This window comes from Streptosporangium lutulentum, assembly GCF_030811455.1.
Lineage (GTDB): Bacteria > Actinomycetota > Actinomycetes > Streptosporangiales > Streptosporangiaceae > Streptosporangium > Streptosporangium lutulentum.
On record NZ_JAUSQU010000001.1, the window covers coordinates 5,312,619 to 5,327,398 of the forward strand.

A 14,780-nucleotide genomic window follows, 5' to 3' on the forward strand; every position below is an offset into this window, starting at 1 on the left:
CCCGCGCGTCAGATCTGGCGCACCGCGCCCCGGCCGAGGTCCTGGGCGATCGCGGCGTCGGTGCCCAGCGAGTTCTCGAAGGTCCGGCGCAGCCCCGGGCCCGCGTCGGCGATCTGCCGGACGAGATGGGCACCGTTGGAGAGCATGACGTCGGGTCCGTCCCCCTGCATGTAGGACTGCTGGAAGGCGCGCCCTGAGGCGTCTCCACCCCAGGGCGCGGCGGCGTTGAGTTCGGTGATCCTGGCCGCGCGCTCCGTGAAGAACCGCTCCAGGTCGCCGGACATGACGTTCCACTGCGCCACTCCCGCGTCCACCGCGGGCTTGGAGATCGCCAGGCCGTCGTAGGGGTTGTTCATCGCTTCCCACCCATCTGGTCGGCGAGCTGGGTCATCAGGGATCCGAGGTCGCCGTCGAGATGGACCTTCATCTGGTCGGCCGGGATCAGCGGCTCGAAGACCTCGATGATCCGCTCCCGGGCCCCGTCCGCCGCCCGCCGGACGGTCTCGGTGATCGAGTCGGCCAGGGCGCGGGCGTCGGGGCGCCGGTAGATGCGGGGGTCGATGTCGAGCCGGATCAGTTCGCCGCGCGAGCCGACGGTGACCGACACCAGGCCGTCGCGCGATTTCTCGGTCACCTGGACCGCTCTGGCCACGGCGTGCAGTTCGGCGCCCTCGTCCTGAAGCCGCATGAAGGTCGCGCGCAGTTCCTCCGTATAAGCCTGCAGACCGGTGGCGTCCCTTTCGCCGAAAGGCTCCATGTCACTCCCCTCACCATGCGCACCTGCCCCTCAGATGTCGCAGATGTTACTGAGTAGTTTCTGCCACATGAACACCATTCGACAAGCATGTGGAGGGAAATGCCTATACCTAGTCAAACCTCACAAGTTCAGCGCAATCGCGCGTTCCTGAAACTCGCCGACCTCGGCACGCGGGATCCAGCGGCGGTAGACGCCGCGTTCGATCCGCTCCAGGCCGAGTGCCACGGCCTCGGGCGCGGAGCCGCCCAGATACTCCAGCAACACCTCGCCCTCACGCTCGTCGTGCACGTGGAACTCGGCGTCACGCCACCGGCAGACCGTGGTCACGAAGTGCACGGACTCGCACTCGGCGGCCGGGACGGCCCGGACGTGGCACCCGGGCTCGACCTCCTCGAAGCCCTCGGCCGGCTCGTCGCGGCGCAGCCGTACCCACGTCTCCAGCGCGGACGGCTCGGGGCTGGCGGGGTAGTCGGCGCCCCGCCAGCGGGCGCGGTAGGAGTGCCAGGTCACGGCGCGCTCGCCCGGACCCCGACCAGCAGCCAGCGCCGCAGGTCACCGTGGTAAAACGCGCGCCGGTGCTCGGTCCCCTCCGCGGTCAGCTCCCAGATCTCGGCGCCGTGGGTGAGCCCGACGCCGTACACCTTGTACTCGCGGATGACCTGGTCGACGTTGGGCACCAGGCCCAGCCCCACGAACGGCGGCTCCTCCACCACCCATCCGGCCACCGCGTCGCGGCCCGCCTCGTCCACCCCGCCGTACGGCGTGCGGTACAGGTCGAGCCCGGCCGGACGCCAGCGCAGCAGGTTGAGCCCGCCGTCGTCGGTGAGCAGATCGGATCGGCCGAGCGCGTCGGCGAGCACGGCCGGCGTGGCGATGTGCGAGACGTCCAGGGCGTGGTGGCAGTAGCCGGAGACCCGGGGCTCCCCGCCGGACAGCAGGTCGTGGATGTCGGCCGGGCGCAGCGGCTTCTGCAGCACGGGGACACCGGCTTCGGGGGCGAGCGCGAGGTCCTGGGCCAGCGTGGGGACGGCGAGCCTGGCCACCGTGCCCGACTCCAGGAGGAAGCAGACGGGCAGACCGGGATTGATCGCCAGGCCCCAGTGGGGATCGGGCCAGCCCGCGGCCAGCTCCGTCATCGAGACGATCCGGTAATGCTCGGTGACGCCGCCGCCTGCCAGCGTCATCGCCTCGGCCGAGGTGTAGGCCAGCAGCCAGGTCCGCTCGGCGTCGGCGGCCGTCGGCCAGGCGACCGGCTCGGCGCCCTCGGCCGCGGCCCGGGTGATCGGCAGCACGAAGTCGGCGTCCTTGAGCAGGCTCAGGCACCGGGCCGTCCGGCCGGCCTCGAACTCCGCCCAGAGGTGTTCCTCGAAGGGGCCGGAGGGGGGCACGGTCAGCATGCCGGGGCGGGGTTCGACGGCTGCATGTCGATCACACTAAATGATGGGTTCCGTCCGGAGGACATCCCATGGCTGACCATACGAAATCACGGGTCCCCGGTCGGCGGAACGCCCGATTGGCGAGGCTTCAAGCATGATCAAGTGGCTTGCGTAGATCACGGATGCATGTTGTTAACCTAAAACTCACTAAACTTTGGCTTCTGGCGAACTCCCCCGCCCGCGTTTTACCCCGCCCCCGCACGAAAGGGTGCCATGCCCCGCGTGGTCCTGCTGGGCTCATCGCCCAGCCCCGATGCCGCTACCGGCCAGTCGACGCCGCCCGCCGCGCTGACTCTGCCCGCGCTTCCCGGCTGCCCCACGGTGATCGGCAAGCTGCACGGCCAGCTCGCCTCTCTTGATCCCGCACCGGTGACGATCGCCCGCTCGGGCGACGCGGCGGTCTATCGGGGCCTCCCCGGCCGGCTCGTCGAGACCTCCGATCTGGCCGGCGACCTACGCGCCGTGGCCGACGCGGTCGAGAACGCCACCGAGAACCTGCTCATCCTCCCGGCCAACTCGCTGATCCACGACGAGCTGATCTACCAGATCACCAAGTCCAAGCGTGGAGCGCTGGCTCTGATCACCAAGGAGCCCCGCGAGGAGGACGAGAACGGCGACGCCATCGTCCCCAACGTCCCGATCGACGAGGCGCAGCCGGAGATCGGCGACCGGATGCTGGAGGGCCTCCCCGTCCGGGTGCGCGTCCGCCGGTCCCGGGTGATCTCGGTGGGCTCGGCCTACCACGGGGTGACCAGGCCCAACTCGGTCCTGCTCGGCCCGCTGCACCTGCATCACAAGCACGCGGCCACGCTGGCCGAGGCGGCCCGCGAGCTCGCCGACATGGCCCATCTCCTCGGGCCCGAGGACGACCTGCTCCAGCTCCTGGTCCTGGGCCTGGTACGGCGGGGCGTCTCGGTCGGCATCCGAGGCCGCCGCGACCTGTTCTTCCGCCGGGTGACCACCCCGGAGCAGGCCGCCGAGGCGGTGGCCGAGATGGCCACCTTCAACGAGGACAAGGCGCGGCTGAGCAACGCGGTGAAGGGGGCCGACGGCTTCTTCACCACGTACTTCGTCAGCACCTACTCGCGCTACATCGCCCGCTGGGCGGCCCGGCGCGGGCTCACGCCCAACCAGGTCACGCTGATCTCGATCGCCCTGGGCGTGGCGTCCGCGCTGTGCTTCGCCACCGGAGAGCGGGCCGGGATGGTCGCCGGCGGCATCCTGATCTACTTCGCGTTCGTGTTCGACTGCGTGGACGGCCAGGTCGCACGATACGCCCGTAAGTTCGGCGTGCTCGGGGCATGGCTGGACGCCACCTTCGACCGGTTCAAGGAGTACGTGGTCTTCGCCGGTCTGGCGGTCGGCGCGGCCGTCTCCGGCGTGGGCGACGTCTGGACCCTGGCCCTGATCGCGCTCGGGCTGCAGTCCGTCAAACACCTGCTGGACTTCTCCTTCGGTGCCGCCAACCGGCGCAAGCCCCCGTCGCCGCTGCCCTCGCTGGCGCTGTCGATCAGCCCCGACACCGGTCTGCGCACGGCGCTGGAGCAGCGCAAGCTGGCGCGGAGCGGGGGCATCCGCAGCCTGCTGAGGATGTGGGGCAAGGCGGGCAAGTACCGGGCGGTGCACTGGGCCCGGAAGATGATCGTGTTCCCGATCGGTGAGCGCTTCGCCGCCATCGCGATCGTCGGCGCCCTGTTCGACGCAAGGATCACCTTCATCACCTTGATCATCTGGGGCGGCATCGGTTCCGCCTACTCGCTCACCGGACGCCTGATGAGGTCGCTCGCATGATCACCCAACCGCAGACCAGCCCCGCCGTTCCAGACCCCTACGAGGAGCGGCTGCGCATCCAGACCGCGCGGCTGCTCGCCTACCGCGACGACGGCCCGCTGGTGACGCTGCTCCGCGGCAAGATGGGACCCGGGCTGCCCACCGTGCCCTCCGCGCTCGTCGCGCTGCTCGCGATCGTCGCGATGTCGATGACCGGGATGCTCACGGACGGCCCGATCCTGCTCGTCCCGGTGCTGATCATGATCGTCCTGGTGCTGCCCACCGCGGCCCGCGACCACCTGGGCAAGTTCGACTGGCTGATGCCCCCGCTGATCCGGGCGACCGAGTTCCTCACCATCGTTCTGATCGGCCTGGCCGCCGACGCGCCCAAGTGGCTGCTGTTCGTGCTGCTCTACGTGATCGGCTACCACACCTACGACACGGTGTACCGGACGCGGCAGAGCATCTGGCCGCCCGACTGGGTGTTCCGGGCGGGGCTGGGCTGGGAGCTGCGGCTGCTGCTGATCGGCGCCGGCGCCGCGCTGGGCGTGCTGACCTGGGTGCTGGCCGCGCTCACGCTCTACCTCGGCGTGCTGTTCGCCATCGAGAGCGTGACGAGCTGGGTCCGCCTGGACAAGGGCGCGGCGCTCGCCCAGGCGGGTGACGACCTGGAGGCCTCCCCCGAGGAGGTCCTGGAGCAGACCACCGGCGACGCGGATCCCGCCTGACCCCTACCGGGGTCACCGCCACGTCGCGACACGCGGCACGGAGCGGCCCGGAGCTTCACGGCACGCCGTGAACGCCGTGCCATCCACGGCACCCCGCGCCACCACGGCACGTCATAACGCACAGGAGAGGACCGCGACGCACTGTCGCGGTCCTCTCCTGTGTTACAAAACAACGTGGAACTGGACCGGCTGGATCGTGACATCATCGGGGCGCTCGTCGAGGACGCCCGCACCACCTACGCGGAGATCGGGCAGAGGGTGGGCCTGTCGGCGTCGGCGGTGAAACGGCGGGTGGACCGGCTCCGGGAGACCGGGGCCGTCACCGGGTTCACCGCGCGGGTGAACCCCGCGGCACTCGGCTGGACCACCGAGGCCTACGTGGAGCTGTTCTGCGCGGGCAAGACCTCGCCGTCGGAGATCGGAGTGGCCGTCGCCCGGCATCCCGAGGTGGTCTCCGCCTGCACCATCACCGGCGAGGCGGACGCTCTGCTGCACATCAGGGCCACCGATGTGAGACACGTGGAGCAGGTGATCGAGCGCATATCCTCGGAGCCGTTCGTGGTGCGGACCAAGAGCTCCATCGTGCTTTCCAGGCTGATCGACGCCCCGCTCATCACCTCACGCAACGAATCGCCGTTCATCGCCTGAACAACGCGCGAAACCCGCGCTCATACGCAAAAACATGCTCTTGGCCTGCGCGAACACCGTTCGTAAGCTGTTGACGTCGTCGGTGCGTCTGTCACTGCGACCATCACTACGACGTCTTCTGCGGAGTTATCTATGACGAGGCACTACCTCATGTGTCGGCCCGACTACTTCGCGGTTGAGTACGCGATCAACCCGTGGATGCATCCCGAGGCCGGTGCCGACCGCGAGGTGGCGATCCGGCAGTGGGAGACGCTCAAGAGCGCCTACGAGGAGCTCGGCCACCGCGTGAGCCTCATCGACCCGATCGAGGGCCTGCCGGACATGGTCTTCGCCGCCAACGGCGCGCTGGTCGTCGGCGGACGCGTGTACGGCGCGCGGTTCACCCACAAGGAGCGCGCGGCCGAGGGGCCCGCGTACCTGAAGTGGTTCACCGACCACGGCTACGACCGGGCGCGCGAGGCGTCCTTCACCAACGAGGGCGAGGGCGACTTCCTCACCCTCGACCAGGTGGTGCTGGCCGGCACGGGATTCCGCACCGACATCACCGCGCACAAGGAGGCTCAGGAGTTCCTCGGCCGCCCGGTGGTGACGCTGCAACTGGTGGACCCGCGTTTCTACCACCTGGACACGGCGCTCTTCCCGCTGAACGGACGACGGGTGGCGTATTTCCCCGGGGCCTTCTCCCCGGGCAGCCAGGAAGTCCTGCGGAGCCTCTTCCCCGACGCCGTCATCGCCGACGAGGACGACGCGTCCGTGCTGGGCCTCAACGCGGTCAGCGACGGCACGCACGTGGTCATCAACGCCGAGGCGGGCAACCTCCAGCTCGAACTCAAGCGCCAGGGCTTCGAGGTCATCCCGGTCGACCTCTCTGAGCTGCGCAAAGCGGGAGGCGGCCCGAAGTGCTGCACGCTTGAGATCCGGGAATGACCCGGAAATAGGGCCAGGCAGGACGGTTACGAAACAAGAAACGGCAAATATCGGATGACCAGCACAAACGAGTTCATCGAGCTCAGCGAGCGACGCAGCGCGCACAACTACCACCCGCTTCCCGTCGTGATCCATGAAGCTCAGGGCGCCTGGGTCACCGACGTCGAGGGCAAGCGGTTCCTGGACTGCCTGTCCGGCTACTCCTCACTGAACTTCGGCCACGGCAACCCGAAGATCATCGAGGCGGCGCAGGAGCAGCTCTCCAAGCTCACCCTGACCAGCCGTGCCTTCTTCCACGACCAGTTCGCCGCCTTCGCCGCCGGACTCGGCGACCTCACCGGCAAGGACATGGTCCTGCCGATGAACACCGGCGCGGAGGCCGTGGAGACCGCCATCAAGGTGGCCCGCAAGTGGGGTTACGACGTCAAGGGCGTGACCGCGGAGCAGGCCAATATCATCGTGATGGAGGAGAACTTCCACGGCCGCACCACCACGATCGTCAGCTTCTCCACCGATCCCGACGCCCACGACGGCTTCGGCCCCTACACCCCGGGCTTCAGGATCGTGAAGTACGGCTCGGTCGAGGCGATTCGCGAGGCGATCGACGCCAACACGGTCGCGGTGCTGATCGAGCCCATCCAGGGTGAGGCGGGCGTGCTGGTTCCGCCGGACGGCTACCTCACCCAGGTCCGCGCGCTCTGCACCGCCGAGAACGTCCTGATGATCGCTGACGAGATCCAGTCCGGCCTCGGCCGTACCGGCGACACCTTCGCCTGCGATCACGAGGGGGTCGTTCCCGACATCTACGTGCTGGGCAAGGCCCTGGGCGGCGGTGTCGTCCCGGTCTCGGCCATCACCGCCAACGAGGACGTCCTCGGTGTGATCAAGCCCGGCCAGCACGGTTCCACCTTCGGCGGCAACCCTCTCGCCTGCGCGGTCGCCAATGCGGTCATCGAGCTTCTCAACACCGGCGAGTACCAGGCGCGGGCCAAGCGGCTCGGCGTGGTGCTGCACGAGAGGCTGCGCGGCCTGATCGGCCACGGCGTGATCGCCGTACGCGGGCGGGGGCTGTGGGCGGGCGTGGACATCGACCCGTCCCTGGCGACGGGCCGGGAGGTCTCCAAGGCTCTGATGCGCCGTGGCGTCCTGGCCAAGGACACCCACGGCTCCACCATCCGCCTCGCCCCGCCGATCGTCGTCTCCGAGGAGGACCTCCTCTGGGCCGTCGACCAGCTCGCCGACGCCATCGCGGAGTTCTCGAACTGACCCGTCCGGTGTGGCCGGCGCACCCGTGAGCGCGCCGGCCGCACCGGAATCGCCCTGCCCTCCCGAAGCCGGATCGGCCGGCCTCGGGGGCCGGGGCGGTCAGGAGCCGGCCACCCCACCGGGCTGGAGCGTCCCGGTGTCCTGTCTCCTGCCGGGGACCTCCTGGAGTTCCACCGTGGTGATCTCCGAGATGTTCGTGGCGGCCGCGGTGTCCCAGCGGACGGACACGGGGCTGTTGTCCAGGCACAGGGTGGCCACCGCGTTGGAGAACCACGGGCCGTTGGTGATCCGCCACCTGAACGGCGGCTTGGGGATCTTGGCCATCCGGGAGAGCGAGCGCCCGATCAGGGTCGCGACGCCGAACTGGGCGACGATGTTGGCCAGGCGGAGCGTACGGCTCAGCGGGTTGCGGATCGGGGAGCAGACGAGCTGATAGATGGGTAGCTTGTCCGCCTTCGCCACGTAGGAGTAATGCACGTCGCCGGAGAGCAGCATCACGGGCTTGCCGACCCCCGCCAGCAGCCTGGACAGGTCTTCGAAGGAACGGCGGAAGGCCGCCCAGTGCTCCAGGTCGACGGCCTGGCGGATCGCCTCCGACCAGCGGGCCGTCCGCTTTCCCCAGGCCCCCTGGGCCAGTGCCTCGTTCCAGCTCTCGATGTGGTGAATGCCGGAGGGGAGCAGGAACGGCACCGACGTGCCGATCACAAAACGCTCCGCGCCCTCCTTCTTGAGCTCCCCGGTGAGCCACTCCCACTCCACCGGGTCGAGCATCCGCCGGTCTCCGGGGGTGAGCTGCCGCGCGGACCGGGAGTCGAGCATGAGCAGGCGGGTGCCGCCGAGGTCGCGGGAGTAGCTCCACCGGTTGTCCGCGGGGGCGTCGTAGGCGTGCTTGGCGAACGTGTCGAGGGCTGCGGCCCCGTCGCCCTCCATCGCGCACAGCTTGCCGAGCAGCTCGTCCGACGAGCGCTCCTGCGGTGACATGTTGCCCAGGTGCTGGTAGATCCAGTAGGCCCCGAGGCCGGAGGTCACCCTGCGCGGCCACCACTCGACCTTCTCCATCTGCTCGCGCCAGGAGGAGGAGGTGTTGAAGTCGTCGCGCAGGTCGTGGTCGTCGAAGATCATCGCACTGGGCACGGTCGAGAGGAACCAGCGGATCTCCGGGTCGGTCCACGCCAGGCGGTACAGCTCGGCGTACTCCTCGAAGTCGGCGATCTCGGTCTTCGGCTCGTCGTCCCTGCGGTTCTTGATGAACTCCAGCATCTCGGCGGACGGCTCGTCGGCGTAGACCTGGTCCCCGAGCAGGAGCACCATGTCGGGCCACTCCTCCTCGGGCGTGCCCGTCAGGCTGTCGCCGTACGCCCGCAGCACGTCCACTCCGTGCGAGATCGTATGCATCGTGTCGTGCGGAACGCTGGTCCGGCAGGAGCCGAACATCACCCGCCTGGGTCCTTCGGGGCCCAGCAACCGGATACGGCTGGGCGGCTGGTCCGGAAGCGGCCAGACGGTCTTCCCCTCAAGGCGGACCTCGTAGGTCCCGCCGCCCTCGACGTCCACGATCGCGTAGTGGTGGCCGTGCACGGTGAACGTGCGTGCCCGCGAACGCGTCCCGCCGACCTCGATCGTCACCTCGCACGGCTCGCTGGTCTCGACCCACACCGACGCACTCGTCTCATCCACATAACGCAGCATCGGTCCGACCACAAGCTCTGGCACGTTCGTCTCCTCAAACATCACACAACGTCAAGCATCCCGATCCGATCCCGCCAAACCGGTGTGTTCATCCCACAATGCCCAGACGCTCCGGCGGATAACAACGGATCATCCCGCAGGTGGGGAAACACTCAAGGGCCGGTCATGAGAACGCGATGTTTCCGGCGTTCTCCGGCAAAAAATCGCGGCCGTCCCGACCGCGAAAAACCACCCGGGCAGAGCGGGGAGGCTCCGCTCGCCGTCCCGGTGCCGGGCGCGGCGCGAGGCCGGAACGAACGCCGCGTGAGGCCTCCGGGTCCGGCACGACACCGCTCGCGGCCTGCCAGGACCCGCCGCCCGTGCGGGGCTCCGCGTATGAGGCACGCCCCCGGTGCGGCGTCCCGGCGCTCAGCGGGCGATACCGCCCAGATTCTGTTCGGAGAGCACCGCGGACGGCTCCTCCAGGGCCCTGACCAGGCCCTCCAGGTCGCGCATGAGCCGTTCGGTACGCTCGGTGCCATAGGCCGCCTCGATCAGCCGATGGTGCTCGGCCACTCCGCCCTCGACCCGGGCGAGCAGGTCGCCTCCTCTGTCGGCGAGGAAGACGGCGACCTTGCGGCGGTCTGCCGGGTCGTGCCCCCGGTAGACGAGGGAACGGTCGATGAGCCGGTCGATGGCCTTGGTCAGCGTAGGGTGAGGCATCAGCACCGCCTCGGCGAGATCGCCCATCGAGTGCCCCCGGCCGTCGGCGAGGGCGCGCAGGATGCGCCACTGCTCGACGGTGATCTCCTCGGCGGTCACCGCGACGGCGAGACCTCGATTGACACTGCGCTCGGCCCGGCTGAGCAGGTAGGCGAGCGAGGATCCCAGCCCGGTCGTCACCATGTGGAGCTCCCGTCTGTATCCCGGCTGTGTAACAGGTCTGCCGTACCCGTCCATTGGGGAGGATACTCGTCTTCGTGGCAGAAGCCATCGCACCCGTTATAGAACCCCTGGAAGCAGAGCTGATCCGGGGCGGTGCACTACGCGTCGGACTGGTCGTGCCGATCTCAGGGGTCCTCGGCCTGGTGGGACCGTGCGCGATCAACTGCGCGATCCTCGCCGCCGACGAGGTGAACCTCGCGGGCGGGATACTCGGCAGGCAGGTCGAGCTGGTCCTGATCGACGGCGGCGGCCCGGCGAGGCAGGTGGCCGCCCAGGTCTCGGGGCTCGCGCACAGCGGTGTGATCGACGCGGTGGTCGGCACCCACGGCAGCGACGTGCGGATCGAGGTGGTACGGGCGCTGGCCGGAAAGGTGCCGTTCGTCTACGCCCCGCCGTACGAGGGGGGCGGCCACGCGCCCGGCGTCTACTTCCTGGGCGAGACCCCCGGCCGCCAGCTCAGACCCGGCCTCGACTGGCTGATCGACCGGCGCCGCGCCCGCAGGTGGTTCCTGCTCGGCAACGACTACGTCTGGCCGCGCCTCGTCCACGGGGCCGCCCGCCGCCACCTCGCCGCCCGCAACGTCACGGTGGTGGGCGAGCGGTTCGTACCGCACGGCATGCGGGATCTCGCCTCGATCCTGGAGAGACTCGTCGCCAGCCGGCCCGACGCCGTGCTGCTCAGCCTGATCGGCAGCGACCTCGTCACCTTCAACCGGGCCTTCGTCGCGGCCGGACTGTCGTACCCGCGCCTCTGCGGGGCGCTGGAGGAGCACGGCCTGCTCGGCATCGGCGGCGACGCCACCGGCGAGCTCTACGGGGCGATGGGCTACTTCGCGAGCCTGGTCACCGACGACAGCCTGAGCCTCGGTGAGCGCTACATCCGCCGGTTCGGCTCCAGTGCGCCGCTGCTGAACGGGCACGGTCAGGGGTGCTATGAGGCGGTGCTGATGCTCGCCGCCCTCGGCGCGCGCGCGGGCACGCTCGCCGTACCCCAGGTGGACGCGATCGCCGACGGCACCTCCATCGTCACCGCGCGGGGACGGCTGACGCTCCAGGGCCGGGGAGTACGGCGGAGCGCGCACATCGGACGGGCCGAAGGTCTCGACTTCGACATCGTGCGGTAAAAACTTCCACCTGGAAACTTTTCCTTTTCAAGTTTTGGTTCTATGGTCAGGCCTGCAGCCATATAAGGAGCCATTTCATGACCACCGAACCCTCACTGGAGCAATTCGGCTACCAGCAGGAACTCCGCCGATCCCTCAGCTTCACGGACCTGCTCGTCTACGGCCTGATCTTCATGGTCCCGATCGCGCCGTTCGGCATCTTCGGGGGCGTCTTCCAGGTCTCCGGTGGCATGGTCGCCCTCGCGTACGCCGTCGGCATGATCGCCATGGCCTTCACGGCGATGTCCTACGCGCAGATGGCCCGCGCCTTCCCGATGGCCGGATCGGTCTACACCTACGCGGGCCGCGGCATCGCGGCACCGGTCGGTTTCCTCGCCGGATGGGTGATCCTGCTCGACTACGTGCTGGTGCCCGCTCTGCTCTACCTCATCGCGAGCGCGGCGATGGCGTCGTTCGTCCCGGCCATCCCGATCTGGGGCTGGCTGATCGTGTTCGTACTGCTCAACACGGTCGTGAACTACACCGGCATCCAGATGACCGCGCGCATCACGAAGCTCATGCTGATCGGCGAGGTCATCGTACTGGCGATCTTCATGGTCGTCGGCGTGATCGCCCTCGCCCAGGGCAAGGCCCAGACCGGCGCGCTCACCCCGCTGTTCGACTCCTCGACCTTCTCCTGGTCCCTCATCTTCGCCGCGGTCTCGGTCGCGGTCCTGTCCTTCCTCGGCTTCGACGGCATCTCGATGATGGCCGAGGAGAGCCAGGTGGACTCGCGGAAGCTCGGCAAGTCGATGGTCGCCGCGCTGGCCCTGGCCGGCCTGCTGTTCATCGCGCAGACCTGGGTGGCCGCGCTGCTCACGCCCAACCGGGCCGATCTGCTGGCCAACGGCGACCCCGCGGGCAGTGCCTTCTACGACATGGCCGAGTTCGCCGGAGGCCACTGGCTCAGCGTGCTGACCGCCGTCGCCACCGCCATCGCCTGGGGCTTCGCCAACTCGCTGGTCGCCCAGGCCGCCACCTCGCGCCTGCTGTTCGCGATGGCTCGCGACCGCCAGCTCCCCGCCTTCCTGGCCAAGATCAGCCCCAAGCACAAGGTGCCCGTCAACGCCACCCTCCTGGTGGCCGCGATCTCCCTGGGCCTCGGGCTCTACCTGGACACCCGCGACGACGGCATCGCGCTGATCAGCGGGCTGGTCAACTTCGGCGCGATGACCGCCTTCCTCGCGCTGCACGTGTCGGTGGTCGTGCACTACGTCCTGCGGAAGGGCAGCCGCGACTGGTGGAGGCACCTGATCGCCCCGGTGATCGGCTTCGGGATCCTGCTCGCCGTCGTGATCAACGCCAACATCGCGGCCCAGGTCCTCGGCGCCATCTGGTTCGGCATCGGCGTGGTGGTGCTCATCGTCTTCTACGCCCTCAAGCGCCGCCCCACCCTGGCCGGGATCACCGAGACGCCGGACGCCCCGGAACCGTCCGCGAAGTACGTGCGGTAGCCGTCTCCCCTCCCCACAGTTCCGATCATGCGAGGTCAGATCAATGTTTGAGCTTTTTCTCGAGGTGGAGGAAGGTTTCACGTCCTCTCCCCTCACCACGGCGCGGACCCTCGACGGGGCGGGCGCCCGGTGAACGTCGTCTCCTACCGTCCCGCGCTCGAAGACCTCAGCTACACCTTCGGCGGGCGGCCCGCCGTCGGCACGATCCAGCCCGGCACGATCCTTGAGATGTACACCGAGGACTGCTTCGGCGGCCGGGTGCGCTCGGTCGACGACCTGCCCTCGCGCGTCTGCGAGTTCCCCTACCTGAACCCGGTCACCGGCCCCTTCCACGTCGAGGGGGCCCAGCCGGGCGACACGCTCGCCCTGCACTTCGTCTCCATCGAGCCCGCCAGGGACTGGGCGGTGTCCGCCACGTTCCCGCACTTCGGCGCATTGACCGGAACGCACACCACCGCCATGCTCAGCCCGCCGCTGGACGAGGTCGTGTGGCGCTACGACATCGACGTGGAGAAGGGCGTGGTCCGCTATCACGCCCGCAACAGTGACTTCACGATGGAGCTCCCGCTCGACCCGATGCACGGCACGGTCGGCGTCGCGCCCGGCGCGTCCGAGGCCCGCATGACGATCACCCCGGACGCCCACGGCGGCAACATGGACACCCCCGAGCTGCGCGCCGGGGTGACCGTGTACCTCGGGGTCAACGTCGAGGGCGGGCTGTTCGCGGTGGGGGACGGACACGCCCGCCAGGGACACGGCGAGGTGTGCGGCACTGCCGTCGAGGCCGCGATGAACACCGTGGTGGCGGTGGAGCTGATCAAGGGGGTCGGCACCCCCTGGCCCCGCCTGGAGGACGACGACCACCTGATGTCGACCGGCTCGGCCCGCCCGCTGGAGGACGCCTACCGGATCAGCCAGCACGACCTGGTCACCTGGTCGGCGGAGCTCACGGGGCTGGAGACGCTGGACGCCTACCAGCTGATCAGCCAGATCGGTGAGGCGCCGGTCGGCAACGTCTGCGACAGCAACTACACGATGGTCGCCAAGGTCCCCAAGACCTACCTGGGCCGGCCCGACGTCTACGAGTCGGCCCACGAGCGGCTGCGCGCCCTCGGCCGGCGGTATCTGGCCGAACGCTGACGGAAGGCGTTCACCTCGCGGTGAACCGTCCCACTCCACGCCTCACCGGGGGCGCGTGGCGCGGGACGGTTCACCGCGTGATCGCCGCTCTCAGTCCCCGTAAAGCGGAGCAATCGCCGGCGATCGAGTCTCTCTGGGCGGATACCCAGCTAACTCCATCCGAACGAATACCCGTGGGATATCCTGCGGACATGGCTGAGCCTGCCTTCGAGTTACCGCTCGACGAAGCACCGGAGCACCTTGACCAGCTGACCCGCGCGGCCAGCGAGCAGGGAATCGCCTACCTCACCGAGCATGGGCGACGGCGATTCGTCCTACTGCCGACGGAGAACTTCCCGAATATCTGGCATGTCGCCGCCAGAACAGATGACGAAGAGGACTCCCTTGAGGCCCTGATCGGGTCCGCTCCAGGGCTGTCCGCCGCGACTGATCTTCAAGCATTGCGGGACGAATGGGAACGGTAGTCCTCGACAGTTGCATTCTGCTCGGGCTTTTTGACCCCAAGGACGCACTTCATCTGGCCGCGGCCGGCACAGTTCGAGAGCGCCGCCTCCGCAGTGATCGACTTGCCGTTCCGATCATCGTGTCCTCGGAGATTCTGATAGGTGCCGCACGGCAGGGCGAACCCGCTCTACAAGACCGACTAAGACGTCTTATCCGCGCGTTCGGTACCCCGGTTCCCATAGACCTCGATATCGCTGTCACAGCGGCTAGACTCCGTGCCGCCCACTCCGCGCTACGGTTACCCGACGCCCTTGTGCTGGCCACCGGCATCGTTCTCGATGCCGAGATACTTTCCGCCGACAAGAAGTGGCCCAAAATCGATCCACGCGTCACCCTCGTCGAGCCCCAGGTCAACTGACGGATCTGTAGTGGCC

16 protein-coding genes are annotated in these 14,780 nt (G+C 68.8%); 10 read left to right on the forward strand and 6 right to left on the reverse strand.

Going from position 1 to position 14,780, the window contains the following annotated elements; all coding sequences use genetic code 11:
• Window positions 1–8: 8 nt before the first annotated feature.
• The 4 genes from J2853_RS23615 to J2853_RS23630 all read right to left on the reverse strand — a co-directional run bounded on the left by J2853_RS23615 (window position 9) and on the right by J2853_RS23630 (window position 2,154).
• Window positions 9–356: a hypothetical protein gene (locus tag J2853_RS23615; protein WP_307561424.1), complete on the reverse strand. Its 348-nt coding sequence runs from the start codon at window positions 354–356 to the stop codon at window positions 9–11.
• Window positions 353–757: a YbaB/EbfC family nucleoid-associated protein gene (locus J2853_RS23620; protein WP_307561426.1), complete on the reverse strand. Its 405-nt coding sequence runs from the start codon at window positions 755–757 to the stop codon at window positions 353–355. Before J2853_RS23620 ends, J2853_RS23615 begins: the two co-directional genes overlap by 4 nt.
• Before the next feature lie 120 nt (window positions 758–877).
• A complete protein-coding gene (locus J2853_RS23625) occupies window positions 878–1,267 on the reverse strand; it encodes a UCP033725 family protein (RefSeq protein WP_307561428.1) in 390 nt (129 codons plus the stop codon).
• Complete coding sequence (locus J2853_RS23630) at window positions 1,264–2,154, reverse strand: SseB family protein (RefSeq protein WP_307561430.1); 891 nt, start codon at window positions 2,152–2,154, stop codon at window positions 1,264–1,266. Before J2853_RS23630 ends, J2853_RS23625 begins: the two co-directional genes overlap by 4 nt.
• A 252-nt stretch (window positions 2,155–2,406) precedes the next feature.
• Here J2853_RS23630 and J2853_RS23635 point away from each other — a divergent pair, with 252 nt between their 5' ends.
• From J2853_RS23635 to rocD, 5 genes are all read left to right on the forward strand, one after another.
• Window positions 2,407–3,984, forward strand: a complete 1,578-nt coding sequence (locus J2853_RS23635; protein WP_307561432.1) for a CDP-alcohol phosphatidyltransferase family protein — start codon at window positions 2,407–2,409, stop codon at window positions 3,982–3,984.
• On the forward strand, window positions 3,981–4,691 hold the full coding sequence (locus J2853_RS23640; protein ID WP_307561435.1) for a DUF5941 domain-containing protein: 711 nt from the start codon (window positions 3,981–3,983) through the stop codon (window positions 4,689–4,691). Before J2853_RS23635 ends, J2853_RS23640 begins: the two co-directional genes overlap by 4 nt.
• A 174-nt stretch (window positions 4,692–4,865) precedes the next feature.
• Window positions 4,866–5,339 carry an Lrp/AsnC family transcriptional regulator gene (locus J2853_RS23645; RefSeq protein ID WP_307568784.1) on the forward strand — a complete coding sequence of 158 codons (474 nt, stop codon included), beginning with the start codon at window positions 4,866–4,868 and terminating at the stop codon, window positions 5,337–5,339.
• Window positions 5,340–5,441: 102 nt separating this feature from the next.
• Window positions 5,442–6,266, forward strand: a complete 825-nt coding sequence (ddaH, locus tag J2853_RS23650) for a dimethylargininase (RefSeq protein WP_370879536.1) — start codon at window positions 5,442–5,444, stop codon at window positions 6,264–6,266.
• Between the two features lie 54 nt (window positions 6,267–6,320).
• Entirely contained in the window at window positions 6,321–7,532 is a 1,212-nt protein-coding gene (gene rocD / locus J2853_RS23655) for an ornithine--oxo-acid transaminase (RefSeq protein ID WP_307561439.1), read from the forward strand.
• 99 nt (window positions 7,533–7,631) lie between these two features.
• Here rocD and J2853_RS23660 read toward each other — a convergent pair whose 3' ends face one another.
• Together J2853_RS23660 and J2853_RS23665 are read right to left on the reverse strand one after the other, a co-directional pair.
• Window positions 7,632–9,245 (reverse strand): alkaline phosphatase D family protein, encoded by a 1,614-nt coding sequence (locus J2853_RS23660; RefSeq protein ID WP_307561441.1) that lies wholly within the window; start codon window positions 9,243–9,245, stop codon window positions 7,632–7,634.
• 384 nt (window positions 9,246–9,629) lie between these two features.
• A complete protein-coding gene (locus J2853_RS23665) occupies window positions 9,630–10,106 on the reverse strand; it encodes a MarR family winged helix-turn-helix transcriptional regulator (RefSeq protein ID WP_307561442.1) in 477 nt (158 codons plus the stop codon).
• 74 nt (window positions 10,107–10,180) lie between these two features.
• Here J2853_RS23665 and J2853_RS23670 point away from each other — a divergent pair, with 74 nt between their 5' ends.
• The 5 genes from J2853_RS23670 (at window position 10,181) to J2853_RS23690 (ending at window position 14,764) form a co-directional block, all read left to right on the forward strand.
• Entirely contained in the window at window positions 10,181–11,269 is a 1,089-nt protein-coding gene (locus J2853_RS23670) for a substrate-binding domain-containing protein (RefSeq protein WP_307561444.1), read from the forward strand.
• A 77-nt stretch (window positions 11,270–11,346) separates the two neighbouring features.
• Complete coding sequence (locus J2853_RS23675; protein WP_307561446.1) at window positions 11,347–12,762, forward strand: APC family permease; 1,416 nt, start codon at window positions 11,347–11,349, stop codon at window positions 12,760–12,762.
• Between the two features lie 129 nt (window positions 12,763–12,891).
• Window positions 12,892–13,902, forward strand: a complete 1,011-nt coding sequence (locus J2853_RS23680; protein WP_307561448.1) for an acetamidase/formamidase family protein — start codon at window positions 12,892–12,894, stop codon at window positions 13,900–13,902.
• A gap of 191 nt (window positions 13,903–14,093) precedes the next feature.
• On the forward strand, window positions 14,094–14,366 hold the full coding sequence (locus J2853_RS23685) for a hypothetical protein (RefSeq protein ID WP_307561451.1): 273 nt from the start codon (window positions 14,094–14,096) through the stop codon (window positions 14,364–14,366).
• Window positions 14,354–14,764: a type II toxin-antitoxin system VapC family toxin gene (locus tag J2853_RS23690; protein ID WP_307561453.1), complete on the forward strand. Its 411-nt coding sequence runs from the start codon at window positions 14,354–14,356 to the stop codon at window positions 14,762–14,764. Before J2853_RS23685 ends, J2853_RS23690 begins: the two co-directional genes overlap by 13 nt.
• The last annotated feature ends 16 nt before the right edge of the window (window positions 14,765–14,780 follow it).